24 protein-coding genes are annotated in these 24738 nt (G+C 69.2%); 11 read left to right on the top strand and 13 right to left on the bottom strand.

Annotated elements, in window-relative coordinates:
* The 5 genes from VGR06_RS09855 to VGR06_RS09835 form a co-directional block, all read left to right on the top strand.
* Window positions 1-423, top strand: a 423-nt coding sequence (locus tag VGR06_RS09855) for a hypothetical protein (protein ID WP_327558687.1), incomplete at its 5' end; no start/stop codon positions are given.
* A 292-nt stretch (window positions 424-715) separates the two neighbouring features.
* Window positions 716-1408, top strand: coding sequence for a response regulator transcription factor (locus tag VGR06_RS09850; RefSeq protein ID WP_327558686.1), 693 nt, complete (start codon window positions 716-718; stop codon window positions 1406-1408).
* A complete protein-coding gene (locus VGR06_RS09845; protein ID WP_327558685.1) occupies window positions 1405-4092 on the top strand; it encodes a hypothetical protein in 2688 nt (895 codons plus the stop codon). Before VGR06_RS09850 ends, VGR06_RS09845 begins: the two co-directional genes overlap by 4 nt.
* Window positions 4093-4254: 162 nt before the next feature.
* The gene (locus tag VGR06_RS09840; protein ID WP_327558684.1) at window positions 4255-5130 is read left to right on the top strand and encodes a hypothetical protein; all 876 of its coding nucleotides are present in this window, start codon (window positions 4255-4257) and stop codon (window positions 5128-5130) included.
* 120 nt (window positions 5131-5250) lie between these two features.
* Complete coding sequence (locus tag VGR06_RS09835) at window positions 5251-6120, top strand: hypothetical protein (RefSeq protein WP_327558683.1); 870 nt, start codon at window positions 5251-5253, stop codon at window positions 6118-6120.
* A gap of 217 nt (window positions 6121-6337) precedes the next feature.
* Here VGR06_RS09835 and VGR06_RS09830 read toward each other — a convergent pair whose 3' ends face one another.
* The 4 genes from VGR06_RS09830 to VGR06_RS09815 all read right to left on the bottom strand — a co-directional run bounded on the left by VGR06_RS09830 (window position 6338) and on the right by VGR06_RS09815 (window position 9385).
* Window positions 6338-6787 carry a hypothetical protein gene (locus VGR06_RS09830; protein ID WP_327558682.1) on the bottom strand — a complete coding sequence of 150 codons (450 nt, stop codon included), beginning with the start codon at window positions 6785-6787 and terminating at the stop codon, window positions 6338-6340.
* A gap of 624 nt (window positions 6788-7411) precedes the next feature.
* Window positions 7412-7975, bottom strand: a complete 564-nt coding sequence (locus VGR06_RS09825; protein ID WP_327558681.1) for a GNAT family N-acetyltransferase — start codon at window positions 7973-7975, stop codon at window positions 7412-7414.
* Window positions 7956-8162: a hypothetical protein gene (locus VGR06_RS09820; protein WP_327558680.1), complete on the bottom strand. Its 207-nt coding sequence runs from the start codon at window positions 8160-8162 to the stop codon at window positions 7956-7958. The genes VGR06_RS09825 and VGR06_RS09820 overlap by 20 nt, the downstream gene beginning before the upstream one ends.
* Window positions 8163-8185: 23 nt before the next feature.
* Complete coding sequence (locus VGR06_RS09815) at window positions 8186-9385, bottom strand: helix-turn-helix transcriptional regulator (protein WP_327558679.1); 1200 nt, start codon at window positions 9383-9385, stop codon at window positions 8186-8188.
* Window positions 9386-9759: 374 nt separating this feature from the next.
* On the opposite strand from VGR06_RS09815, the gene VGR06_RS09810 reads away from it, so the two are divergent.
* Complete coding sequence (locus VGR06_RS09810; protein ID WP_327558678.1) at window positions 9760-10143, top strand: hypothetical protein; 384 nt, start codon at window positions 9760-9762, stop codon at window positions 10141-10143.
* Window positions 10144-10259: 116 nt separating this feature from the next.
* Window positions 10260-11111: a helix-turn-helix transcriptional regulator gene (locus VGR06_RS09805; RefSeq protein WP_327558677.1), complete on the top strand. Its 852-nt coding sequence runs from the start codon at window positions 10260-10262 to the stop codon at window positions 11109-11111.
* A 218-nt stretch (window positions 11112-11329) separates the two neighbouring features.
* On the opposite strand, the gene VGR06_RS09800 is transcribed toward VGR06_RS09805, so the two are convergent.
* Together VGR06_RS09800 and VGR06_RS09795 are read right to left on the bottom strand one after the other, a co-directional pair.
* Window positions 11330-12034 carry a zf-HC2 domain-containing protein gene (locus VGR06_RS09800; RefSeq protein ID WP_327558676.1) on the bottom strand — a complete coding sequence of 235 codons (705 nt, stop codon included), beginning with the start codon at window positions 12032-12034 and terminating at the stop codon, window positions 11330-11332.
* Between the two features lie 18 nt (window positions 12035-12052).
* Window positions 12053-13240 (bottom strand): DUF1996 domain-containing protein, encoded by a 1188-nt coding sequence (locus VGR06_RS09795; protein ID WP_327558675.1) that lies wholly within the window; start codon window positions 13238-13240, stop codon window positions 12053-12055.
* Between VGR06_RS09795 and VGR06_RS09790 the strand changes: the two genes are divergently transcribed.
* The 4 genes from VGR06_RS09790 to VGR06_RS09775 all read left to right on the top strand — a co-directional run bounded on the left by VGR06_RS09790 (window position 13239) and on the right by VGR06_RS09775 (window position 17616).
* On the top strand, window positions 13239-13628 hold the full coding sequence (locus VGR06_RS09790) for a hypothetical protein (RefSeq protein WP_327558674.1): 390 nt from the start codon (window positions 13239-13241) through the stop codon (window positions 13626-13628). The genes VGR06_RS09795 and VGR06_RS09790 overlap by 2 nt on opposite strands.
* A gap of 138 nt (window positions 13629-13766) precedes the next feature.
* Entirely contained in the window at window positions 13767-14471 is a 705-nt protein-coding gene (locus VGR06_RS09785) for a response regulator transcription factor (RefSeq protein ID WP_327558673.1), read from the top strand.
* Window positions 14472-15235: 764 nt separating this feature from the next.
* A complete protein-coding gene (locus tag VGR06_RS09780; RefSeq protein WP_327558672.1) occupies window positions 15236-16579 on the top strand; it encodes a cytochrome P450 in 1344 nt (447 codons plus the stop codon).
* Window positions 16580-16590: 11 nt separating this feature from the next.
* Window positions 16591-17616 carry a terpene synthase family protein gene (locus VGR06_RS09775; protein ID WP_327558671.1) on the top strand — a complete coding sequence of 342 codons (1026 nt, stop codon included), beginning with the start codon at window positions 16591-16593 and terminating at the stop codon, window positions 17614-17616.
* Window positions 17617-17759: 143 nt separating this feature from the next.
* Here the strand turns inward: VGR06_RS09775 and VGR06_RS09770 are convergent, their stop codons facing one another.
* The 7 genes from VGR06_RS09770 to VGR06_RS09740 form a co-directional block, all read right to left on the bottom strand.
* Complete coding sequence (locus VGR06_RS09770; RefSeq protein ID WP_327558670.1) at window positions 17760-18119, bottom strand: hypothetical protein; 360 nt, start codon at window positions 18117-18119, stop codon at window positions 17760-17762.
* 149 nt (window positions 18120-18268) lie between these two features.
* Window positions 18269-19258 (bottom strand): ABC transporter substrate-binding protein, encoded by a 990-nt coding sequence (locus tag VGR06_RS09765; protein ID WP_327558669.1) that lies wholly within the window; start codon window positions 19256-19258, stop codon window positions 18269-18271.
* Window positions 19255-19737, bottom strand: a complete 483-nt coding sequence (locus tag VGR06_RS09760; RefSeq protein ID WP_327558668.1) for a 3-isopropylmalate dehydratase — start codon at window positions 19735-19737, stop codon at window positions 19255-19257. Before VGR06_RS09760 ends, VGR06_RS09765 begins: the two co-directional genes overlap by 4 nt.
* On the bottom strand, window positions 19734-20978 hold the full coding sequence (locus tag VGR06_RS09755) for an aconitase/3-isopropylmalate dehydratase large subunit family protein (protein ID WP_327558667.1): 1245 nt from the start codon (window positions 20976-20978) through the stop codon (window positions 19734-19736). Before VGR06_RS09755 ends, VGR06_RS09760 begins: the two co-directional genes overlap by 4 nt.
* Window positions 20975-22222, bottom strand: a complete 1248-nt coding sequence (locus VGR06_RS09750) for a homocitrate synthase/isopropylmalate synthase family protein (RefSeq protein WP_327558666.1) — start codon at window positions 22220-22222, stop codon at window positions 20975-20977. The genes VGR06_RS09755 and VGR06_RS09750 overlap by 4 nt, the downstream gene beginning before the upstream one ends.
* Complete coding sequence (locus VGR06_RS09745) at window positions 22137-23663, bottom strand: acyl-CoA reductase (protein WP_327558665.1); 1527 nt, start codon at window positions 23661-23663, stop codon at window positions 22137-22139. Before VGR06_RS09745 ends, VGR06_RS09750 begins: the two co-directional genes overlap by 86 nt.
* Window positions 23656-24738 carry an acyl-CoA reductase gene (locus VGR06_RS09740; RefSeq protein WP_327558664.1) on the bottom strand — a complete coding sequence of 361 codons (1083 nt, stop codon included), beginning with the start codon at window positions 24736-24738 and terminating at the stop codon, window positions 23656-23658. Before VGR06_RS09740 ends, VGR06_RS09745 begins: the two co-directional genes overlap by 8 nt.

The following is a 24738-nucleotide window of genomic DNA, read 5'->3' as shown; positions in this document are numbered from 1 at the left end:
GGTTTCGTGCGATTGGTCGGTCGCGTGCCGCGGTTCGGGCGGGCGGTACTGCTGTCCGCCGCCGTCGCGGGTCTCGGGGTGGCCGCGTGGTCTGGTTCGGCTGCCGCCGAAGACGGCGGGAAGTTCATCGCCCTGAGGACTGAGTCCGGGGCGGCCAGCGCGCCCGTCCAGCAACCGATCAAAATCTGTGGCCTTAACTCGGAATTCGGCTATCAGTGCACGGACTGGTTCACATTCGGAAGCTATGTCTTCAGCCGGTTCGGCCCGGATCTCCGGTGGCAGGGGAGGATCACCATCTGTCGGGGTGAGGAGGCGTTGTTCGTGGATGTGCCTTCTCAGGACCAACTGGCCGGCGACGTGTTCAAGGTCGATATCACCGGCTTCTACTCGTGGCAGGAGGAGCCGTCGCCTGAATGCCTGTGACGATCGCCGGCGTGGACTGCAGTGCCTGCTGACCGGCGCCGGTCCCGTCGCCTGGGAGCCGGGTACGCAGGTTTGCCCCTGAGAACGCCCTAGCTCCGATCGCGTGGTCGGCGTCGCACCGCGACGCCGGCCACGTTTGCTTTCCCGGTGGGGAAGCAACGTCACGTTCACTCCCCGGCGAAGGTAACAACAACCTCAAGTCCGGCGTCTGGTGAGGGGCGGAGTGGGCGGTACCGGCCCTGGTTACGTGTGTACGGCGTCAATGGATAACCGGGTGGTCTGGACGGTGCTTGTGAAGGTACTTCTGGTTGACGACGACGAGCAGTTCGCCGCGGCGCTGGCCAAGGCACTGCGCAGGAGCGGGCATCAGGTGGTCGTCGCGCACACCGCGGCCGCCGCGCTCTCCGCCGGGCCGGCCGACCTGGTGCTGCTCGACCTCGGCCTGCCCGACCGGGACGGCCTCGCCATCTGCGAGACACTCCGCCGGCGCGGCGGTCCGGGCATCATCGTCCTCAGCGGACGAACCGGGGAGGCCGACCGGGTCGCGGGGCTGCGCTGCGGCGCCGACGACTACCTGTGCAAGCCGTTCGTCTTCGGGGAGTTGGCCGCCCGGATCGAGGCCGTCCTGCGCCGGGTCAGGCCACGCCCCGCGGGTGCGCGGTTGGTCGGTGAGCTGCACCTCGACCTGGACCGCCACGAGGTGCGTGCCGGGGGCCGGCTGATCCACCTCAACCGCAAGGAGTTCCAGATCCTCCGGCTGCTGAGCGACCGGCCGGGCGTGGTGCTGTCCCGCCAGCAGCTGGTGGCGGAGGTCTGGCAGACCCACTACCTGTCCAGCTTCCACACGCTGGACGTGCACATCGCGCGGCTGCGCGCCAAGCTCGGCGGCAGCGCGGTCGTGCAGGCCGTGCGCGGCGTCGGCTACCGGCTCACCGCGCCGGAGCGGTCCGGGCCCATGATCGACATGGCCGGGCGGACGCCGTGACCGCGCCGGAGCTCGAACCGGCCGCCCGGCTCGCCGCGGACAGGGTGCTGGTCCTGGGTTCCGGGCCGCCCGGCGACGTGGTCGACGGGCTCGCCGCCGCCCCGCCGTACCCGAACGTGGTGACCGTCATCGGCGACCTGCCGGAAGACTGGCCCGCCGCGCTGACCGCGATCGTGGCCGCCCTGCCCGAGTGCCGGGGCGTGCGGCTGGCGATCTCCACCGCGGCCACCGGCGAACCCTCCCCGGCGGCCGAGCTCGCGAAGATGATCTCCGCACCGGTCCAGGCCTCGCCTGGGCCGGTGCTCGCGCTGCCGGGTGGCCGGCTGTTCGCGCCGACCGGATGGTGCTGGAGCGCGCCCGGCCGCACGGCCATCACCGATCCGTCCGGCCACACCCTTCCGGCCCCGCCGTGGGAGCCGGAGCTCGACCGGTTCGTCGGGCCCGGCAGCCCGCCCGGGCTGCGGGTGCTGCCGACGCCGTCCGGCCTGTGGATCACCTCCGCCGACGCCCCCGCGCCCTACCTGGACGACCCCGTGGTCGCCCGCACGGAGGATGACGACGGCACCGCGCTCGTCGTCGTCGGCGACTCCGAGGGACCGCCGCCCGACCGGGACGCGGTGGCCGGCCTGGCCGCGGACATCGCGGACCTCGACGTGCCGGTGCGGTTCGTCGGCTACGACGGCCGGACGCTGGACCCGGCGGAACCCGAGGAGCACCCGGCCGGGGCCACGGGACCGGGCACGGTTTCCGAGGCGGTACCGGACACCGGACCAGACCTGGAACCCGACGCAGTATCCGACGCGGTGTCAGACACCGGACCAGACCTGGGACCGGACGCGGCACCAGACACCGGACCAGATCTGGAACCGGACCCGGTATCCGACGCGGCACCAGACACCGGACCAGACCTGGGACCGGACCCGGGACCCCCGTGGTGGGTCGGGAACGGGCTGGTGCACGAGATCGAGGTCGGCTACGACCACGGCAGCGGCTGCTTCGTCCTCGGCGGCACCACCCTGACGCCCGGAGCCCTCGGCGAGCGCGCCGCGGCGGACCCGGCCCGGCGGGGCAGGCCGGTCTTCCTGCACTGCGGCGCGGAACCGCCGGGCTGGGTCGTGCAGACCGTCGCGGACCAGATCCACGCCCCGGTGGTGGTTCGGATGACCACCCGACCCGGCTGGCGGGTGCACCGGTACCGGGAGATCGACCGGGGTTCGCCGCTCCCGCTCGAAACCGACGACGTCGCCACGATGGACGACATGATCCGCATGATGGTGGCCACGCCGCCGCGGTGGGTCCCCCGGCCCGCCCCGGAGGTGGAGATCCCGGTGCGGCCCGGCCCCGCGATCACCGTGGGGTGCACCGGCGGTCCGGTTCGCCCGTTCACCGCGGGCGGCGTCACCCTGTCCGCCTGGGAGCTGGCGGCCTGCGTGTGGCCCCGGCTGCGGGGCGCGACCGAGCTCGCCGTGCACACCGAAACCGGTGACCAGGCCACGGCCGGTGCCCTTGACCACGAGCTTCAGCTCCTGGCCACGTTTCTCGGAATGACCGTGACCACCCCCGCCGGCCGGCGCTTCACTCCGCGCGGAGCGCCGGCGGTGACTCCGGCGGTGGCACCAGCCGAGATACCGGCCGATGTCCCACCACTCCCCGATCCCCTCGCCGGGCACGCGCGACCGGCCGGTCAGGACACCGTTGCGGGCGTGGCACCGCCGCCCGCGCCGGCGGAGCCCCACACGGTCGGGCCGGTGGCGCTGACGGCACTTCCGCGCCCGCGCGGTGCCCGGCCGGCGGCGCCCGTTTCGGCGAAGCGCCCGCGGCTCCCCCCGGCACCGCCGGGGGAGATCGTCGCCAGGCCCGCGCCACGGCCCGCGGCCGCGCCGGTGGCCGCCGCGGCGCCCGTGCCGGTGGCCGCCGCGGCGCCCATCCCGGAGCACGTGCCGGTGCCCGGTGCCCCGGCCGCCGCCAGCACGGCCGAGCAGCACCAACTGCTCCGCCAGGCCCTCGACTGGCGCTACGACGTGTACCTGCGGCAGGTGACCCGGGCGCTCGCGCAGCGGCCCGGGCTGCGCGAGGACGCGTTGGCCCCGGACAGCGTCGTGCCCGACCTGGTGGCGGTCACCGCGCTGCTCAACGGCGGGGCGGAGACCTTCTTCCGGGCCCTGCGCGCGGACCCGCGCGACGAGACCGGTGCGGCACTGGTCGCGTGCCTGTGCGGCGGTCTGCGCCGGCTGCCGCGCCAACTGGGCGTGACCTACGCCGCCAGCGCGCCCCCGCCCGGTGGCACCGAGCAGTTCGAGCGGGGGAACGTGCTGGTGGACAACGGCATCCTCGCGGGCTCCACCGCCGCGCCGGAGCTCGCCGCGGACGACGTCGAGCTGGTGATCTGGTCGGCGACGGGCTGCCGGGTGGACGGGTTCGCCGGCGAGGACACCCGGGGCCTGGTGCTGTTCCCGCCCGGAACGCTGCTGGTGGTGCTGGGCAATGACGGCAGCGAGTCACCGGCCAGGTTGTTCCTCGCCGAGCGCCGTGCCGTGGCGGGCGACCCGGACGCCGACGACCGCGTGCTGTCCAAGCTGCGCGCCGCCCGTCCCGCAACCAGATCGAGCGCTTCCGGCCCGGTTCTGGAGGCCACCCGCTCGCTGACGCCGGCGCGGGCCGTGCGGCTGACCGGTCTGGCATGACACCGAGCCACGCCTCACGCGCCCCGGCCCGGCAGGGTGTCCACCCCCTGCCGGGCCGGCCAACCACGACGAGTCCCGCAGCCGACGTGTCGTGGTGACCTTTTCCGTAATCGGGTGAGGAGTCTGTCGATGCGGGTACGGCGAAGAATGACTGTCCTGGCGGTGCTGAGCGGACTTGTCGCCGCCGGCATCGGAGCCGGGTTCGGAGACGCCGCGGCGAAGGGCTCCGAAGCCCCGAGCCTGGCCGAGCTCGCGCTGTCCGCAGACAACCTGTCGCCGGAGGCCATGACCCACGTGCAGCGCACGACCGGCAAGCTGTACCTGACGTTCCCCGACCAGACCTTTGCGTGGGGCACCGCCACGGTGGTGACCAGCCAGAGCCTGGACATGCTGCTCACGGCGGCGCACCTGTTCGTCAGGACCGGCGAGGACGGCAGTGAGCTGCGCCCCGAGGCCGTCACGTTCGTGCCGGGCGAGGAGTACGGCCGCGCGCCTTACCAGAGGTGGTCCGCGCGGGACTGGGGGTTCCCGGACACCTTCACGGCCGGCTCCCCGGACTGGACGCAGGACGACCTGGCCGTGGTCCTGCTGAACAGCCACGGCAGCCTGCACATTCAGCAGGCCGTTGGCAGCCAGGGCATCTGCTTCAACTGTCCCCGTGAGGCCCTCGTCCACGTCTTCGGGTACCCGGGCGGCTGGGAAGAGGGAGCCTCGCTCTACACCGGCTGCCGGGTCGTCGCGGATTTCCGCGGGCTGGGGCTACCGGGCCAGGAGTACCAGCCGGGCGACCTGTTCGGCACCTGCAGGGAAGGAACGCCGGAGTTGACGCCGGGCTCCAGCGGGTCCGGACTGCTCACCGATCTGGATCCGACCACCGGCCTTGGCCGCATCATGGGCATCATGACCTGGGGTCCCGGCGACATCGACCGGAACAAGCGCGCCAACCGCAGCTTCGACCCGAGCACACCGCCCAACAACGGCGGAACGTACCTGAGCGACACCGCGAAAGCGCTGTACGACCGGTACCAGAACGCATAGGCGGCAATCAGAGCTGGCCAGCCTCACATCAATGTATCGCGGTGCCAGTGGTCCGAACCGGCGGAGGTGCCCGACCGTGACTGGAATGAACGGTCGAGCCAATCGTGCGGGAGCCCCGATATGAAAATCACCAGGCGGGCAATTGTGCTGGCGTTGAGCGGCCTGGTCGCCGCCGGCGTCGCCACCGGCCTCGGATTGACGACACAGCAAGTCTTCGCCCAGGACGCCCCGGATGCGCCCACCCTGAACGAGCTCTTCGTGCCTCAGCAGCACCTCTCCGACACAGCACTGGACTTCGTGCAGAGAACGACCGGCAAGCTGACCGCCACGTTCAGTGACGGCAACACCCAGTCGGCCACCGCCGTGGTCGTGGCCAGCGAGAGCCTGGACATGCTGCTCACCTCTGGGAAGGTGCTGTTCGACAACCGCGGCGAGGGCCCGGTCGAGGTCCGGTTCGTGCCAGCTCGACGCCTCTTCGAAAGCCTCATCAACGAGCCCGGGCCGTACGGCACGTGGACCGCCCGGCGCTGGGTGAGCGCGCCCCACTTCGACCAGAACACTCCCGTGACGGCAGAGAGCAACCTGGCCATGGTTCTGCTGAACACCCGCAACGGTCTACATATCCAGCAAGCGGTCGGCGGCGCCCAGGGACTCTGCTTCGCCAACTGTCCCCGCGCCGGACATTTCCACGTCTTCGCCTACCACACCGGCCACGACGACGGACGGACGCTGGACACGACCTGCCAGGTCAACGCGAAATTCACCAGACCCGAACTACCGTACGGCACCTGCATCGAGGGCAATCCCGCGCTCGGCGCAGGATCAAGCGGGGCCCCCGTGATCGCCAATCTCGACCCGAACACCGGCGTCGGCCTGGTCGTCGCGGTCAACACCTGGATAACAACCTTGAGTGATGGAAAGAAATCCAATGGTGGCACCTATCTCGGCCGCCTGGCTTCCGCAATGTACGAGGGATACCGACGCCAGTAGGCACCCCGGCTGCCTCAAGATCACCTCTCCGCGCCGTAATATGCAGCACCATCAGTGACCCCTTCAGTTGCGACGCGTTCAATTCCTGACACAGGCCGGCGCGCAAAGGCACCTGACCCACAAGAGCCAGAATGGCGGCGAGCCCCGGACGGTCCTTTGCCCGGGGCTCGCCTGCCGTGCGGGTGCGATCAGCTATCCCGCCGACCGATGACAAGCTTCACCACAGCACAACCCTGCCGGTGTAATCATCCCGGCAACCCTCTTCGGGGTCCACCGCCATCTGCGACCAGTGCTTGTCGAGCCACTCCCCGGAAGGATGCGGAACCCAGACCCAGCGAACTTCGTCGTGGGCCCCCCGACCGTCGGTCATGATCACAGTGACACGCAGGCAACTTCTATAGGACCAGCGCCAGCTCGCCCGCTCCCACGTATTGTTTCCGCGATAGTCGAGTGAGGTGAGCTCCGGCAGCCTATTCTCGTTCAGACCTTCGACCAGCACCGTGTGCACCGTGGCGTCGGTGTCCATGACAATGCGAATCTGTGGAGTGAGTGAGCCAGAACCCTCCGCTGAGGCAAACTGCGTCACCACCACCGCGCCGATGAGCGGCAACGCGGACGCCGCAAGCCCAAGACAGCGCCGCGCGAAGCCATGGCGGACAGAATTCACGACCGGAGGGTCACAACCATGAGACATAGTCAATCCTCTTCTTCAGGGCAACCCCTGAGAGTCGGTTTCGGTCCGCCCAGCATGAGTGCCCCGAGTTCCTGACCGGAACTATCCGGAACGCGGTTTGACGAAAATGTCAGAGCCGGTCTCCATGCGTGCCCTGAAGGTGGCCTTCAGGACGTTGAACGTCCCGAAGGTCACCTTCAGGACACTGCTTCCACAGGTATCGGCCGCGCTGGCGCGGTATCCGATCGCGGACGGTGCTGACCAGCCGGTTGATGTGCCGGGGCTATCTGGTCGGGTGAGGCAGACCTGGGAGTTGTGGCCCGGAGCACGGCGACATCGGACCGCTGTCGCCAGTCTCCTGCCTGGCTTGATCACCGAGACTCGGACCACGGTGCGCCGGGTCGATGGCGAGGACCGGCGCTCGGTTCTGCGCGCGTCGGCACAGACCTACCTTTTTGGCCCAGCTACTCGGCGGAGTGCTCCGCTACCAGACGCTGCCGCGGCAGATCGTCGCCGATCTCATTGAGCGCGAGCGTCGGGTAAGTCCGCGGCTACGTGACCTCGCGTTGCGCATCGGCGCCATGACTTGTCCTATCCGCATGTCCGTTGATCTTTAGCTCACAGATGGCCTTTCTCAACGATTTTCACCATCACCTCAAACACCGGCGACCCCGGCAAGGGGTTGCGCTTCTCGGCCACCTTCTGCCAGCCCCATTTGCGGTAGACCGCCCGCGCAGCCTCGGCTGCCGGCAGCACGGTTAACGTGGCGCGCTCCTCAATGCGGTCTTTAAGGAGAAGGTTATGGATAGTTTCGGCAACATGCTGCCGACGCCACGGTCGCCGGACCAGCAGCTCAACGAGGGCGAAGGTGCGGTTGGGGTACTCCTTGGTTAACGCCTCGTCGACCGGCGTGGTGAGATTTTGCCACCATGGCGCATTGGGCAGCAGTGTGATACCAAACCCAAACGCCACGAGCTGGCCTTGCTCGCGGGCCTCGATCAGGGTAAAGCCGTCTCGTTGGCGCTGGGCGGCAAACCGTTTCTTGAACAAGGCAAGGTGCTCGTCACCCCACTCGTAGGGCGGCTCGGCGTAGACCTCCGTGTAGAGGGCGGCTAGCTCGTCAAGGTGCTGTCCGGCTGTTTCGCCATCAACGAAGGTGAACTCAACGCTCGATAGCGGCACGAATCTCATCCTCTCTGGCTGGAGCAACGCGGCGAAGATAGTCACGCAGGTGGCCGGTAAATTCACTGACCGCCGACGAAAGGCCGTACCTGGCGGTCAGGTCGGCGTGAAAACGAATCAGCCGATCAAGGATCCGCGACGAACGCATTGCATTGGCCAGGTAAAGGGCACCGGTGGCGAGGGTCACGGCCTCAACTGGCTCACGCTGACTTAGTCGCACCTTGGCCAAGCGCATTTCGTCGAGGATTCTGCTGCGATCGTAGCCTTGGGTCTGGCCTGTCGAGCCTGTAGAGCGTGGCGTTCGGCTCGATCGGCATAGGCACGCCAGCGCTTCGGGTCGGTGTCCTCCAGTGCGAGCTGGGTGTATGTGCTGGCAACCAGGCTGTCTACTTCGGCTTGGTTCATATAGTGGTGCCAGTCGGGGGCCGGCTCATCGTCAGGAGCGTCGTGCCAGATCTCGACGCAGGCTTCGGCGGAGCGGGCGGCATCCCGCGCTTCCCGGTTGCCGAGTTGGGCGTAGGCCCGTGACTCCAGGCCAAGGAGTTCGGCGCGCACTAGGTCGCTGCTCGACCGCGGCAAGGCGTAGAGGCCGGTGCGGGCCAGGTGCAGGCTATCGTCGTAGTTGCCAAGAGCCGTGGAGAGCTGGGTCATGTCGCCGATGACCTTGACGCCGAGCGGCAAGGCGCTGGAGCCGGCTTCCCGGCAGGCGTGCAGGGCCAGCACGTAGTAGCGCTGGGCAGCACCGGGCAAGCCGTGGTCGTAAGCTATCCAGCCCGCCAGCTGCGCCAGTTCAGCCATGATCTGAAACAAGGTCCGGAGGGTTGCGGCATCGGTGGTCCCGTGCAGGCTTTCAGCCACGGCGTTGAGTTGGCCGACGACAGCCTTGCGCTTGAGGCCGCCCACACCCGAAGCATCCCAGCGCCGGAAGAGTTTGACCGCGGCGCGGAGTTCGTCCAGCTCGTCCGGCCCCAGCGTGTTGTCACTCACCGGCGGCACCGGCAACGAGGCCGCCCATTGCCGGATGGGCTTGAGCAGCGCGGCGCTGCTCAGAACGGACAGGCGTTCAAGCACCTGTCGCCGACTGGCCAGGTCATGGGCCGAGAAACCCTCCATGACCTGCACGGTGTGGCCGGAAACGAGGGAGAAGTCCAGCGGGACCGAGGACAGCAGCGTGTAGCCGTCGCTTCGGCCGGGAACCTCGGCAATCGCCTCCAGCAGCTCGCTCAGCTCGTCGGGCGTGACCCGGAGGTGGCTGGCCAACTTGCGCCGGAGCCAGGGCTGCGGCTCGGTCTCGGCACGCTCCCAGCGGATAACCGTGGAACGATCGACACCCACAAGCGCGGCCAGGTCGTCTTGACTGTGACCGAGTGCCTTCCGACGCTGGGCCAGACGCAGCCGCCTGAGCGCCACGGGTTGTTCTCCTTCCGTCACTCACAAGATAGCTGGCAAGCGCTCTACCTGCGCTGTTGGGCCGAACCGCTGCAACATTTCTGCCACGTTGGAGCGGCTTGCGCGCCCTGGTTCGGTCACTCTGCTGTCCCGTTGGCTGGGGGACATGAGCAACGGCGGGACTCCGAGCAGGCAACCTGGCAATGGCGACGAAGTTCGTCAGCTGGATGACGAGCACGGCCAGGTAGAAGGAATAGCACCAGTCGCGACTGTGAACAGTCATCTCCTGTCCAGTGATACCGACTGGCCCGAAGAAACCGGCTGATGTCCGATCCATCCGAGGCCCGTATGGTGCGGGCGTGCGGGCCCCCGCGGAAAGGTTGGGTATCCGCAGCGTGACCACCACCGAACTTGACGAACTCCTCGACCGTATGGGCCGTCAGCGTTTCCTGTCGTATGCTTTCCGGCCCGACCGCGATGGACCGGAGGTCGCCGCGTTCGTCCACTATTGGGCGGGTGGTACAGCGGATGTGGCGATCGTTTTTGACGAGGCGAGAGCGTCTGCTTTCCGCACGGCTGGTTCCGGTGCCGATGTGTTCGCGCCGGAATTGGTGTCGTGGTGGTACGCCTCGAAACCGGTGTGGACACTGCGTGCGCTGCTCGCGTTGCCGGAGCCCGGGCATCCTGATGAGCCGGTAGAACTCATGCACCCACCGCCTGAGTGCGTTCTTCCCGCAGGTCGTCGAATGCCGGTACTGGTGCGCGCGCGGCTGGTTTGAATGTCGAAGCCTCTTGTCCCCACTGGCATGCGATGTGCTGCCGAGGTTGGGAAGGTGAACGTGAAAGGGCACATTGGGTTCGGCACGGTGGACGGGATCACAGTGGGGGTGACCTGGTGAAGGACAGGACGACCATTGGCGTGCGGAACCGTCGGTTGTGCCTGGTGCTGCACCGGTTGCGGGCCCTGTCGGGGTTGAGCGGGCTGGAGATCGCGGCGAAGCTCGGGGTGTCGTCGAGCCTGATCTCACGGGCCGAGTCGGGCAAGCGCGGCATCAGCCGTGATGACCTGTCGGCGCTGCTCACCCTCTACGGGGTGGACCGCCCGGCTCGCAATGCGTTGCTGCATCTGCACGCCGACGCCACGAGCCCGGAGATGCTCGACCGCGGCGATCTCGACTTCCGCGACGATCTTGCCACCTGGTCTGGTCTTGACCAGGACGCGACGGTGATGCACCTCTACGAGGCGCTGATCGTTCCGGGTCTGTTGCAGACCTTTCCCTACGCCAGAGCGGCCATCATCGCTGCTGACCTGGGCTTGAGCGAAGAGGAGGTGGAGGAGCGGGTCAACGCGGATATCGCCCGGCAGTCGCTGCTGCGCGGCCCGAGCGCTCCGCACCTCGACATCATCCTGCATGAGGCTGCGCTTCATCAGCGGGTGGGCGGTGCCCCGGTCATGCGTGATCAGCTTGGCTACCTGCTGGAAGCGTCGTTTCGAGCCCGGATCGAGATCCGGATTGTTCCCGCCGAGGCCGGTGAACACGCCGGCATGGGTGGCCCGTTCGTGATCCTGGACTACGCCGAGTTGCCCAGCCTGGTCCGCCTGAGGAACAAGGTCGGCACCCTCTATCTGGAGGATCAAACCGACGTCGCGGCCTACCAGCGAGCCTTTGACAGCGTGCGCGCCATCGCGCTCGCGCCGGACCGGTCAGCGGACCTGATCAGCAAGATCGCGAGCAACATGACCTGACCGGCACAGCAGAGGTGTCCCGCCGACCCGACCTCGACAAGACCTTGGTCGGTTCGGCGGGCGGTGTCACCGCCACCCTCCATCGGCGCTAAGGGAGCCGATGGCCGGGCGCGGGGACACCAGGGGTCGGCGGGATCTGGAAACCCGCCGACCCCGCCGTCCACTGTGGATATCGGGGAAGCAACGTCACGTTGCTTCCCCCTCCACGGGCGGCGGGTTCAGACTTTTGCGGAGACGAACTCCTTGCCGTCCAGCGATTCGGCCACGATGCTGTCGACCTGCTCGGCCGGGATCAGCACGCCGCCGTCGAGGTTGGTGCCCGTCGCCTCGCCCTTGGGGGAGACCAGCCAGGTTACGGCGACCCGCCGCTCGCCGGTGCGCGACACCACGACGAGCTGGCAGCGTACCCCCGAGGGAATGCCGGACACCGCGGCGTTGATCCGCACCCAGCCCGGGGCCGGTTCCAACCGGACGGTCAGCCGGGCGCCTCCGGCGGTGGAGATCGACGCGTACCGCACACCCGACACCGACGGCGTTCCGACCGTCGTGGTCGGCACGGTCGTGGGCGCGGCGAGACCGGCACCGGTGCTGCGCTGTCCGATGAGGACTCCCCCGGCGACCGCGAGACCGAGAACGGCCGCGGCGGCGGCGACCAGGGCGGCGATCCTCGCTCCGGATCTGCGCGGGGCACGCATCGTCAGAATGGGCGCGGGCAGATCGGGCTCGGCCGGGGCGGCGTCGGCGAAGGCGGCGGGCGGTGCGAACGCCAGCATCTGGTGCACTCCGACAAGCTCGTCGAGCACCGTGCGGCACTCGGCGCAGGTGACGAGATGCTCGTCGATCGCCTGTGCCTCCTGGTCGTCGAGCAGACCGAGGGCGTAGACGCCGAGAACCTCGACATCGTGGTCCTCATCGGTAGCCATGGAGCCCCCTTTCCGCGCTCAGCATGACAATCCCTGGTTCACGCAACGCACGACCCTGGACATCAGCTCATCGGTCATGACATTGGTGAAGTCTCCGTGGTCGGTCGCCGAGCTGTTCCGTTGGTCGGGAAAGCTGTCGATCTGATATGAGGGTCCCGCCGGCACGTCGTACCCGACCCGGAGGACGAGATGGGGAACCGGGAACGTCGCGCGCGGGCACTCGCCGTTCGAGTTCGGAAAGACCACGTGGGAGCGGTGGTTCTCGCTGTCGGTGTTGCGGCCGTCCCAGCAGTTCGGGAAATCGAAGGTGCGCACCACCTGCTCCCGCGCCGGGCACAACGGATAGTTCGAGGTGAACCGGTCCGGATGCTGGCTGCAGGACCAGCGGGCGACACCGTTGGCGCCGCCGTTCGTGACGGCCCTGGCATCGCCGGTGACGATGCGCAGGAACCGCGGCATGGCCACGACATCGCTCGCCGGATTGCCGGAGAAGCGCAACTCGACGAACGCGGGCTCGACGATCGTGCCCGTGTTCCCGCCGTCGCCGGTATGCGCATGACCGCTCCCGTGCAGGCGCAGCACCGGCCAGAAGTAGGTCGACTGGTCGCCATTCACGCACGTCGTTTCCGCGGCGGCGAGACTGGCATCGGTCGACCTGGCGTCAGTCGACACATTTCCCACGTAGTCGTGCATGTGGTGCGCGCCGTCGGTCTCACCGGGCCGGGTGATGAAGTTGTCGGCGTTGCGATGCCCCCTCTCGTTGCGCCCGCAGTCGATGGTGACCGTGCCGGTGGAGGCGTCCGGCCAGCGCAGGTGGGGGGTGGGTGTCTCGGCGACAGCGCTGATCTCGACGAAGCCCGGCTCCGTTCCGGCACCGCCGCAGCCCGACGCCGCCGCGGTGATCGCGACGAGCACCGCGATGTGAGCACGCATCGATGACCACATGTCCGTGGCACGAACGCCGTGTCCCAGATGTTCACGGGTTCCGCAAGTTTCTTGATGGAGTCCTCCGTCATGGGCACGAGCACTGGGCCGACCGGGTTCACGGAATCGGCCGACCGCCGGCTGACCCGTGGTCGGGGCGCACGGGGACGTCAACGGAAGGTCAATTCGGGAGAAATGCCCGCCGCTTTCTCTCCGCTCGCCGTGTTGTCCAGTGAGCGGCGAAATCAGAGGAGGAGCGGTGAGCGAACAGGCTCGGGGCATGGCATCTCCCGAGGAGGTCGTCACGCGCCATCGGCAGGTCAAACGCTACCGGCGGGGCCGGGCGGTCCCGGTCCCGTCCCACGCGGGCGGCACCGACGCGCCGATCGCGGTCCACCCCGTTTCCGACGCCACGGAGGGCAGAACCCGCGCACCGTCCGGACGACCGTCGTTCCGGTCGATGCGGACCTGGGTCACGGTCGCCGGCGCCCTCGCCGTCCTCCTGGGCACCGCGATCACCACGGGCTACGTGGCCATGAAGAGCGATCCGGCATTCGGCAGCCCCGAGCAGCTGACCCCGGTACGGCCGGCGCCCCGCCCGGCGCCCGGCAGAATCGGCCCGCCGGTGTTCATCCCCAGCCGGGCGAGCGGGACCGCTCCGGCGCCGTGACCGCCGCCGCGCCCCGCGGAACTGCAAAATCCGCATCAATTCTCCCCGCCGTGGACGCCACGCCGGGGCCGGAACACCTCACCGGGTGCGATCATTCTCCGGGCGAGCGGAGAACCTGACGACCCATGAGGTGGCATCGTGAAGATCGTCATCGTGGAGGACGACCAGCGGTTCGCGACGATGCTCACCCGCGCCCTGAGCCGGTGTGGCTACGACGTGCTGCACGTCGGCACCGCCCGGGAGGCGCTCACCTGCGGTCCGGGGGACCTGGTGCTGCTGGACCTGAACCTGCCCGACGGGGACGGCCAGGATGTCTGCGTCAAACTGCGGGAGCGCAGCGGCGTGGGCATCATCGTGCTCAGCGGCCGGCTGTCCGAGCAGGACCGGGTCACCAGCCTGCGCGCCGGGGCCGACGACTACGTGGTCAAGCCGTTCGGGTTCGGTGAGCTGATCGCACGGGTCGAGGCCGTGCTGCGCCGGGTGAAACCGGAGCCGGTCGGCGAGCTGCAGGCGGGCCAGCTGCGCCTGGATCTCGACCGGCACGAGGCGACGGCGGCCGGGGAGGCGATCCCCCTCAACCGCAAGGAGTTCCACCTGCTCGCGTTGCTCGCCGCGCAACCCGACCACGTACAGTCCAGGGAGCGACTCCTGGCGGAGGTCTGGCACTCGACCTGGTCCGCCTCGTCCCGAACGCTCGACGTGCACATCGCCCGGCTGCGGTCCAAGCTCGGCGATCGCGCCCAGATCGAGACCATCCGCGGCGTCGGCTACCGACTCACCCTCGGAGTCCCCACAGTACACAGTGCCAGAGCGGTCGCCCCGATTCCGTGCACCACGGGCTGAATGCGGTCCACCGGAAGAGAAATGCCCAGGGCGGCCAGGGCTGGCAGGTGCGCGAAAAGACTTAGGGCCTGCCGGGAAAATAACTTGATCATTTCGGCTCGTTGGGTTTGTTGGTGTGGTAGGGGCATCGAGCGTGCTGGCGGCGGGTGGATATCTGGCGTCCGATTTCGTTCGGTTGTCTCAGCAAGATCGCTGTTTCGGGGCGTTCAAGCTCATCGGTGAGCGCCAACGCCCCAAGACGGCGATCTTGCCCGCGGAGCCGTCCCAACGAAGATCAACTCAGCGTGTTATCGATCTGCGGGCCCCAAGCCCGTTCCTCCCCTGTACGCGGCATCCCCGCCGCAGGCCCCATTGCCGGGCGCTCCGGCGGCGTCACATGGACGATCGGGTGTGGAGTCATGTGCCGCATCGGAGAAGTTGGCGCACTGCGCACCGGTGGATATCGGAGCGGATGACATATCGGCGGAGAGGGCAGCCCGTACCGTAGCGGTCGCCCCATTATTGGGTGTGCGAACGATCCGTACGTTTGCAACATTTACCCAAAATCCACGGCAGGTAGTGAACGTCGATATTGCGGAAGAGGGCGCCGAACGTATCCTGGGTGCAAGCCCAGCCCGGCGCCGGGTAAGCGAACGATCAAATATCAGCGTGGCGGCGTGATGACTGATTCTACTTTGCAGGGCAAAAGCTCGCAACGGTCGGCCTGGCCGTCCGGGGGGCGCGACACCCCGATGCCCACAGAGCCCGTCGAGCAGCGTGTCAGGGTGGGCTTCGCTCCCGGACGAAATCGCGTGCTGGGGCATTGCATTCCACTGATGCGCCGACGTCTCGATTTTTTCGAGTCGCTCCGCGCGCTCGGCGACATCGTCGAGATCGGCCTCGGCCCGCGGTCGGCCTACGTGCTGACCGAACCGAAACTGATCAGAAGGGTGCTCGTGGACGACGCCGCGGCTTTTCACCGCGGTGGGATGTTCAAGGAAGGGCGACGCCTGGTGCCGCAAAGCATTTCCGTGCTGGACGGCGAGGAGCACAGGTCGCGGCGCAGACTGCTGCAACCCGTGTTCCAGCGACTGCGCATGGCCGGGCACGTCGCCACCGTCCGACGGGTGGTCGAAGAGCGCATGTCGACCTGGCGACCGGGGCGGACCGTCGTGATGGAGCACGAGGTGAGCCGGATGGTCATCGCCTCGTTGACCGAGGTGATGTTCTCCGCGAGTCTGAGCGCCCAGGCGATGGCCGACGTCTGTCGTTACCTGCCCATACTCTCTGAAGGCGTCATCGTAAGATCCTTGCTGCCATCCGTGCTCACCGCGGCGCCGACGCCGGGCAACCTGCGGTACCGGACCGCGACGGCACGGGTGCACCGGCTGATCCAGCGTGAGATCAGCCTGCATCGATCCGGTGTCACCGGCGGCAACACCCTGCTGTCTCTGCTGCTGTCAGCCCATTCGGGGAACGCCGATCAGCCATTCACCGATCAGCAGGTCCGCGACGAACTGTTCAGCTTCCTGCTCGTTGCGTCGGAAACCACACCGGGTGTCTGCTCATGGATCTTCCACGAGCTTGCCACGCATCCTCACGTCGCGGCATCGGTCGAGGCCGAGCTCGACCGAACCGTGGGTGAAGCGCCGGTCGACTCCACCCACCTGCCGCTTCTCGAGTACACCGGCAATGTCGTGCATGAGACGTCGAGGCTGTACGCAGGCTCGGTGTTCATGCGCGAGGCGATCGACGAGGTGGACATGGGCGGATTTCTGCTGCGACCTGGCGATCAGGTCCTGTACTCGCCGTACGCTGTGCACCGCGACCCACGCGTGTACTCCGATCCCACGCGCTTCGACCCCGACCGCTGGTCGACCGCCCGGTCGGGAGCGATAACCCGTCACTCGTTCTTCCCATTCGGTGCCGGTGTGCACCGATGTATCGGCGAGCCGCTCGCCCTGATGACCATGACGACGGTCGTCGCAACGGTCTGTGCCAAGTGGCGTTTCACTCCGGTGTCCGACTACCACCCACACACCAGGGTCACCATCGGCGTCCGCCCCGAAGGCGTCGAACTCGTCTGCACCCCACGCAGCGTCCGATCCCTACCCACCCCGCCGAAATAGAGGGGCGACAAGTGGCAACCTTTGTTCCGCCAAAATTCAGAAAGTATTTCGAGCCGAACCTGAGCCCTCATGCCGAGGTCGCCGAACGTGCAGCCCTCCAGTGGGCACGCGACATGGGGCTCGTGTGTAGCGCTGACGCCGAGGAACGTTGGCGGAACGCGGAAAACGGCGTGCTGGCCGGCTATGTGGCTCCGCTCGCGTCGGCCGAGATGGTCACCATTCTCGCCCAATGGGGTGGCCTGCTGTTCGTGCTGGACGACCAGTACGCCGAGGGCCGCTACACGTCCGCCGAGGGGTGGCGTTCGGCGATCCTTCACCTGCATCGGGTAATGGAGACGGCGAAGGTCGACCCCGACGAGGACAGCCCGGCTGCCCGGGCACTGGCGGACCTGGTCGGACGACTCTACCCTCGCGTCCGCTCGGCATGGCGCCGTCGTTTCGCCAAGCACGCCTGGGAGTCGTTCGACGCCGCGACCGCCGAGAACGCGTACCGCAGCCTGAACCGACCACCCGGCATCAACGAGTTCGTCGCGTTGCGCCGCCCCGCCAGCGCCATGTTGCCGCATCTCGACGTCACCGAACTCGCGTCGGGCTCTGATCTCCCGCCCGAGATCTACGACCTGGAGGCGTTGCAGGAACTGATCCTGGCGACGACGGACATCGTCGCCTGGAGTAACGACGTCGCCTCACTGGAGAAAGAAGAAGCGTGCGGCGAGAAATGCAATTTCGTCCTCGTTCTGGAGCACGCCGAAGGACTCTCGCGCGAGGCTGCGATCGACGCGGTGCTGGGTAGAGTGTCCGAACGGGTGGAGCAGTACGTCGAAACCGAACGAGTCGTCAAGCACTTGATCCGCCGTGAGCCACGTGAGATCCGGGAGCAGGTCGACTACGTCATGCACGGATTCCGCTCGTGGATCGGTGGGCAGGAAGTCTGGCACGAAAAGGCTGAACGATTTCGATCTGCCGCCGCCGGCGGCACGGTGGAACACATCACGCCACTGGTGTTCGTGGCGGACCCCGGTGCCCTGGCCACCTGAGTGGTCGGTGGCGGGTCGGCGTCGGCGTCAGGTCGTTGAGAACGCCACGGACTGAACCAGGCTTCGTCGGCCCGAGTGAGCTCCCCGGGGGGAGAACCAAGGAATCTCCCCCGGGGTCGGGTTGACGGCTGTCAGCGAGGGCGTCACCACTCGGTGTTGCAGCCGAAGGGATCCGACGACCAGTACTGGTTCACGTAGCACCACTTGGTCTTGATATAGGTGCTTCCGTTGTAGAGGTCGACCCTGACGTAATCGATCCAGCGTACACCCCAGGTTGTCTGGTAGTAGCACGGTTGCGTGCCCTGGCATGGGTAAACGTAGCCGTTGACCCAGACCTGCTTCGGTCCGCTATTCGGGTCGAACCCCTGATAAAATGCCTTGGTGAAATAGATTCGGCCCCACATCATGAGCGGCTGCCCGGTGGGGGCGGCGCTCGCCGGCGCCACCAGGAGTCCGCACATCATCAGGGTCGCCACGAGCGACGCGGCCAACCTGGTCCACACACGACGGACTTTCACTGATCTCATCCGAATTGCCTCCTGTTTACCGTCGACTGTCCGGGTGCGTCCAGTGAACACCACACGCCAGGGCTGGGCTTATCAGTGAGCAGGACATTGCGAGCTTTTTAACGTGGTCGACTGCGATGAATGGGTCATTCATCGCACTGGACGACCTGGTTCCATGTTCGTCCCCAGTGCGGCTCGTGCGCGGCCTTGACGGCTTCAGGGATGAAGAGGATGCCGGAGCGGTCGTCGGCGTGCGCGGGCAGGGTCGTTCCCGAGAGGACATCCGGCCGGGGCACGTCGCGGTGCACCGGCAGCACACCTAGCCGGGTGCACCACGCGCGCTGAACGTCGGGGCGCAGGGCGAAGGCGATGTACCGGGCCGCCAGCTCGGCGGTGTCCTCGGGCACGCCCGCTGGAATCCACAGTGCGTCGAGGGTGTCGGTGGTGCCCTCCCGCGGCACCGTCCAGTCCACGTCGGCCCCGGCGGTCTGGAAGGCCAGAACGTTGGGCAGCGCGCGGAAGCAGAGGTCCAGCTCGGCGCGGCGCAGCCGGTGCTCCATGCCGACGCTGTAGTCCAGCGCGCCGATCTGGCCGCGCAGCCGGTGAAGCCACGACCAGCAGGGATCCATGCGCGCCGGGATCGCCGCCGGGTCTCCCCCGCCCATCACCTGAGCGATCGGGATGAACCCGTTGCCGCCCGGGTACAGCGCGATCCGGCCACGGTGCCGTGGCTCGGTGAGCACCTCCCACGATCGCGGCGGATGGTCGGGGTAGGCGGCCCGCCGGTAGCAGAGGACGTACTGGACGGCGTACGGGTGAACGCACGGAAAGCTGTCGTGCCCCTCCGGACGCGCGCGGTCGCGCAGCTCGCCGAGGACGGGGTGGCGGGCCGGGTCGAGCGGAACGCACCCACCCGCGGCCGCCGCGCGCAGCGCGGGCACCGAGTTGGACCAGACCACGTCGACCGGCGGGCGCCCGCCGCGGGCGAGGGCGCCGGACAGCGCGTCCGGCAACGCCAGGCCGACGTGGAACCGGTGGGTCACCCGGACCCCGGTCGCTCGCTCGAACGGGCCCGAGACGGCGGACGCCAGCGCCGTTCCCCAGCGCCCGCGCCAGGACAGCACCGTCAGGCTCACCGTGCGGGGAGCAGGCCGAGCAGCCCGCCGGCCGCCCAGATCCGCCGGACGAACCGGCCGGGCGGCTCCAGGGGAATATGCCTTCCGTCTATTGTGGACAGAAGTCCCTGGTCCGGCAGGACGCTCACCCGGCCGCCGTTCGGCACCCGGGCGAGGTCGGCGGGGTCGGCGAAGGTGAGACACGGCAGGCCGTTGTTGGTGGCGCTGCGGAAGAAGATCCGGGCGAAGTCGACCGCGATCACCGCGCCGACGCCGTTGAGCAGCAGGGAGCGAATCGAGGTCTCCCGGCTGGAGCCGCAGCCGAAGTTCCGGCCCGCGACGAGCACGTCGCCCTTGCGCAGCCGGGACACCATCGTCGAGTCGTACTTCGCGAACAGTCCCTGCCGCACCCGCTCCGGATCCAGGCTGAAGTACTCGGGCGGGTGGATCACGTCGGTGTTGAGGTCGTCGCCGAAGACCCAGGCGACCCCGCTGATCATTCCTCACCGCCCAGATATCCCAGGGTCGCCGCCCTGGCGACGCTGCGTGCGCTGGCCAGATAGGTCCGGCTGTCCCAGTGCCCCATGCGTCCCCGGAAGTTCCGGTTCGACGTCGACACGCACACGTCGTCCGCGCCGAGCACGCCCTTGTCGATTCCGCCGCACGGCCCGCAGCTGGGATGGTTGATGATCGCGCCCGCGTCCATCAGGGTCGCGATGTGCCCGGCCCGCAACGCCTCCTGGAACTGCGGCATGGACGCCGGGATCACCACGAACCGCACGTCGGGATGAACCCGCTTGCCGCGCAGCACTTCCGCGGCCGCGGCGAGGTCGGACAGCCGCGCGCTCGAGCAGGAGCCGAGGAAGGCGACCGACAGCTCGACGCGCTCGAGGTCCTTCAGCGCCACGACGTTGGCCGGGGACCACGGTTTCGCCACCCTCGGGGTGAGCCCGGTGAGGTCCATCCGCACCGTGCGCTCGTAGGCAGCGTCCATATCGGACTCGACGAGGCCGGCCGGGGTGACGCCGTCGCGGCGCCGGCAGTACTCGACGGTGACCTCGTCCGGGCGGAACACCCCGAACTTGGCGCCGATCTCGACGGCCATGTTGGCGATGGCGAACCGGTCGTCCTGGCAGATCCGCCCGGTGGACTCGTCGACGAGCTCCAGCGACCGGTACCGCGCGCCGGACTCACCGAAGCGCCGCAGCAACTCCAGCACGATGTCGCGGCCCGAACAGTCGTCCGGCAGCGTTCCCTCGAACACCACCCGGATCGTGGGCGGAACCCGAAGCCAGGTCGTGCCCGTGGCCAGCGTGAACAGCACGTCGGTCGAGCCCATTCCGGTCGCGCACGCCCCGAGCCCGCCGCCCATCACGGTGTGGCTGTCCGCGCCGACGATCAGCGCACCCGGCACGCACAGCGGGTGCTCGACCAGCAGCTGGTGGCAGATGCCCCGGTCGACCAGCAGGTTGGTGATCTTCCGGGTGCGCGCGAACCGCAGGAACCGGTTCGAGATGTCCGCACGCTCCACAGTGGACGGTGGGGAGAAGTGGTCGTTGGTCAGGATCACCCGGTCCGGGTCCCAGATCTCCAGCCCCCGGACGTCGAACTCGTCGGCGAGCAGGGCGATCGTGGCGTCGTGGCCCAGCACCGCGTCCACCCGGACCAGCCGGTGGACCTCGTCGGCGCCTTCCACCGTGTGCGCATCGATGATCTTGTCGCTGATCGTGCGGCCGCTCATACCCGCTCCCACGATGCCGGCGGCGCGTCCCGGAGGTGGGCGTCCACCACCGCGCCGGGATCCTGCCCGGCCAGCGCCGAGCGCAGGAACGACCGCCGGGCCGCGTACGCCGCGTGGAACTCCGACTTGTCCCGCCGCTCCGTCCGCAGCTTGATGTCCCGCAGGTCCTCCCGGACGCTCGCGTCGTCACACGGGATGCCGGCGCGCCGCAGCAGGTGCCGCACGAGCGCGGCCCCGCTGTGCTTGCCGAGCACGTACTCGATGGACCGGCCCACCCATTCGGCGGGCAGGAACTCGTAGCTGCGCCGCTGTTTGAGCAGCGCGTCCACGTGCACCCCCGACTCGTGCCGGTAGACGTTGAACCCGGTGACCGGCTTGGTGGGGCTGGTGTGCACGCCGCTGAGCTCCTCGGCGGTTTCGGCGAGCCCGACCAGCGCGAGCGGGTCGACGGCGTGCTTGACCCCGTACAGGTGGGTCAGCGCGGCGACGCACTCGGCGAGGTCAGCGTTGCCCGCGCGCTCGCCGATCCCGTTGACGGTGCAGCTGATCGCCTTCGCGCCCGCGCCGACGGCGGCCAGGGTGGACGCCGTCGCCAGGCCGAAGTCGTTGTGGCAGTGGGTGCACAGGACCACGTCGTGGTCGAGCGCATCGTCCACTTCGGACACCAGCCGGCCCATGCTCACGGGTTCGGCACAGCCGACGCTGTCGGCCAGGACCAGCCGGGCGATCGGCACGTGGCCGCGCAGCCGGGCGGCGATGTCGATCAGGTAGCCGGGATCCGCCCGGGTGGCGTCCTCGAACACGACGTTGAGCGTCATCCCGGCCTCGGCGACCAGCTCGGCACCCGCCCGGATCGTGTCGAAGGCGTGCTCCCTGGTGATGCCCATGACCTCGCGCAGCCGCAGGTCGCTGGTCGGCATGAACAGGAAGACCTCGTCGGCCCGTGCCCGCGCCGCCGCGCGGACGTCGCCCGCGAGGGGGCGGGCGGTGGCGCCGATGCGGGCGGCCAGCCCGAGCTCGCGCATGGCGAGCAGGGCGTCCACCTCACCGGGCGCGGAGGCCGGGAACCCGGCGTCGAGCACGTCCACCCCGGACGCCGACAGCAGCGTCGCCAGCCGGAGCTTCTCCTCCAGGCTGAACCAGACGCCCGGGGCCTGCTCACCGTCGCGCAGCGTGCAGTCGATCACTTCGACGGTGGCGGGAAGCCTCGGATACTCGTGCCGAATCCGGCCTGTCGGGTCCATCGTCATCCTCCTCGCTCGCCCGGGACTCCTGGTGCATCTCGATGTCGCACCACCGCACGAGGCCGGCCACGCACGGCATCCCGTCGTGGCGCCACATCATGCTCGGCTCGGCCATCCGCCCGGGCTCGCAGATCCGGCTCGCCCCCGCCGCGGCGAACCGCTCCGCGAGCTCCCGGAACTGCGCGCCGGTGGCGCCCAGCCCGATGTTCTGCAACCTCGCGCCGACCGGGCGCAGCAGGTCCACCGCGGCGCCGGCGGTGCGCACCGGAACGACGCGGATCACCCGGTTGCCGCCGCCGGACTCGGGCAGATCCGGTGCCAGCACGACGGTCCAGTCGAAACCGGCGGAGGTCCAGGTGCTCCAGCTCGACTCGTCCGTGGCGGCCCGCCAGACGTCGGCCGTGCGCTGCAGCGCCGCCGCCGCGGCGGCCCGGTCGCTGAGCTCCCCGAGCGGGTGACCCTCGGCATCCGCGGCCATCGCCGCGGCGAGCACCTCGGCGAACCGGCGAGGGCTGTGCTCGCCCTCCTCCACCAGGTAGGCCTGCGGCGCGATGCAGGCGTGCTGGTTGAAGGTGGCCACGTCGCGCGCCACCGCGGCCGCGGTCCCGGCCAGGCCCCGCTCGGCGAGGTACCGCTGGGTGAGCACCCCGGCGGAGAACGTGTGCGGGTGCTCCACGTACCGGTGCTCCGGCCGCAGCCGGGCCCGGATCGCGCGGCAGGCCTCCGCTCCCCCGTAGGCGATGACCGCGTCCGCCACGCCGAGCACGGCGTCGAGGGACCCGTGGTCGTCCCGCCTCCAGTAGGTGACCACGACGGCGTCCGCCAGCGCGGGCGCCACCTCGGCGAGCGAGGCGACGAAGGCGGCGGCGAACGCCGGCTCGCCGCTGGCCACCTTCGCGATCACGGCCGACTTCACCAGCAGCGCCCTGATGATCGGCAGGGCGGGCAGGCCGGGCACGTTGCCGGTGAGGATCACCCCGGTGATCTCCGGGCCGTGTGCCCGGGTGCGGCCGGCGAGCTCCGGATCCGGCCGGAACCGGTCGAGCACGGCGGGATCGCCAAGCTCCCGGCGCAGCGTCGCGTACAGCGTGGCCCGCCGGTAGTTGGCGAGCTCGACGTCGAGGCTGCGGTCGACCGCCTCCGGCGAGAAGCCGGTCGCCGCGACGATGCGCCGGCGCGCCGCCAGCCGGTGCGGGAACTCCCGATCCGTCCACTGTGTACATACCCGGTCGATCACGTCGATGATCGCCGCGACCGGCAGCCCGGCCAGCCGCGACCGCGCGGCGCGCAGCCCCTCGGCGACGGCCGGCCACCGGGCCGGCTCCGGCCGCTCACCGCGGTGCGCCAGGTCCGGCCGGTCCGGTGCGAACAGGTCGAACGAGCGGAGGTGGGCCCGGTCCACCCAGGACGGGAACCAGGTGACGGCGGACGGATCAGGCATCGATCCGGCCTCCTCCGGTGATCCCGTCCAGGACCAGGGAGCACCCGCGGGCGCTGGTCCGGTCGACCCGGCCGGTGACCGCGACCCCGTGCTCGCCGGCGACCGCCCAGTCCCCGGTGAGCACGGCGTACGGCCGGTCGATGACGCACAGGTCGGCCACGTCGAGCAGGCCGGCTCCGCACTCCCGCGGCGACAGGTCGTCCGGGTGGCGCACCCGGGCCCGGACCATCGCGTGCCCGGCCTTCGGCCGCTCGCCGCGGGGCCCGAGCGCGACGTCGGCGCTGTCGTAGAGCTGGCTGGCCAGCTCCGTCATGCCGAACAGGTTGAGGTGCGTGCCGCCGCCCAGGCCGAACGCCTGGTCCAGCAGGGCCCGGAGCTCGTCGGTGGCGACCGCGCCGGACCGGCTCTTCGCCCCGCCGGCGTCGACCGCGCGCGATCCGGCGGGCAGCTGCCGGACCTCGCCGTTCTCGATCAGGGCGCGGCAGAGGTTCGCCATGGCCGACGTGCCGCCCATGAGGACCACCGGCCGCTCCTCGGCGATCGCGCTGTCCAGGCTCAGCCGCAGCGCCGGCCAGACGAACCCGTCCGGCCCCAGCGCACACGTGCTGAGCACCGGGTCCCCGAACGTGCGCGCGATCAGCTCCATGCCGTAGGCCATGACCATGTGCGGTGCGGCGGCCGCGGACGGGACCAGGCGGACCACCACCGGGCGGTCCAGGCCGGCGAACACGGCGTGCCGGGCGCCGGCCACGATGGACACGTCCATCAGGCGCAGGCCGCGTTCGCTGTAGGTCACCTCACCGGCGACCCGCCCGGTCGTGCTGCTGGTCCGGAACGTGCGTGCGCGGTGCGCGTCGTCGAACAGGAACGGCGGCGCGGTCTTGTAGACGACGTCCGGAACTCCCGTCCCCGGTCTGGTCCGCCGCCAGAATCCGGTGATCGCCGGGAAGTTCGCCGCGGCCAGCTCGATCAGCCGGGCCTCGACGTCGCCGGCGTCGCCCGGGTCACCGCTGGCGAGCGCGGCGATGTCGGCGCACAGCCGGTCGACGGCCGGGTCCACATAGGACAGTGCCAC

Source organism: Actinophytocola sp. (assembly GCF_036002505.1).
GTDB lineage: Bacteria > Actinomycetota > Actinomycetes > Mycobacteriales > Pseudonocardiaceae > DASYTH01.
Note: the sequence above shows the minus strand (reverse complement) of the source record. Positions and strands in the feature narration are given on the sequence as shown.

Excerpts from the sequence above, each read along its gene's own strand:
- VGR06_RS09745 (WP_327558665.1), bottom strand. The coding sequence starts at position 23,663 with ATGCCTGATCCGTCCGCCGTCACCTGGTTCCCGTCCTGGGTGGACCGG.
- VGR06_RS09755 (WP_327558667.1), bottom strand. The coding sequence starts at position 20,978 with ATGAGCGGCCGCACGATCAGCGACAAGATCATCGATGCGCACACGGTG.
- VGR06_RS09800 (WP_327558676.1), bottom strand. The coding sequence starts at position 12,034 with ATGGCTACCGATGAGGACCACGATGTCGAGGTTCTCGGCGTCTACGCC.
- VGR06_RS09750 (WP_327558666.1), bottom strand. The coding sequence starts at position 22,222 with ATGGACCCGACAGGCCGGATTCGGCACGAGTATCCGAGGCTTCCCGCC.
- VGR06_RS09760 (WP_327558668.1), bottom strand. The coding sequence starts at position 19,737 with ATGATCAGCGGGGTCGCCTGGGTCTTCGGCGACGACCTCAACACCGAC.
- VGR06_RS09790 (WP_327558674.1), top strand. The coding sequence starts at position 13,239 with ATGGCATCTCCCGAGGAGGTCGTCACGCGCCATCGGCAGGTCAAACGC.
- VGR06_RS09835 (WP_327558683.1), top strand. The coding sequence starts at position 5,251 with ATGAAAATCACCAGGCGGGCAATTGTGCTGGCGTTGAGCGGCCTGGTC.
- VGR06_RS09795 (WP_327558675.1), bottom strand. The coding sequence starts at position 13,240 with ATGCCCCGAGCCTGTTCGCTCACCGCTCCTCCTCTGATTTCGCCGCTC.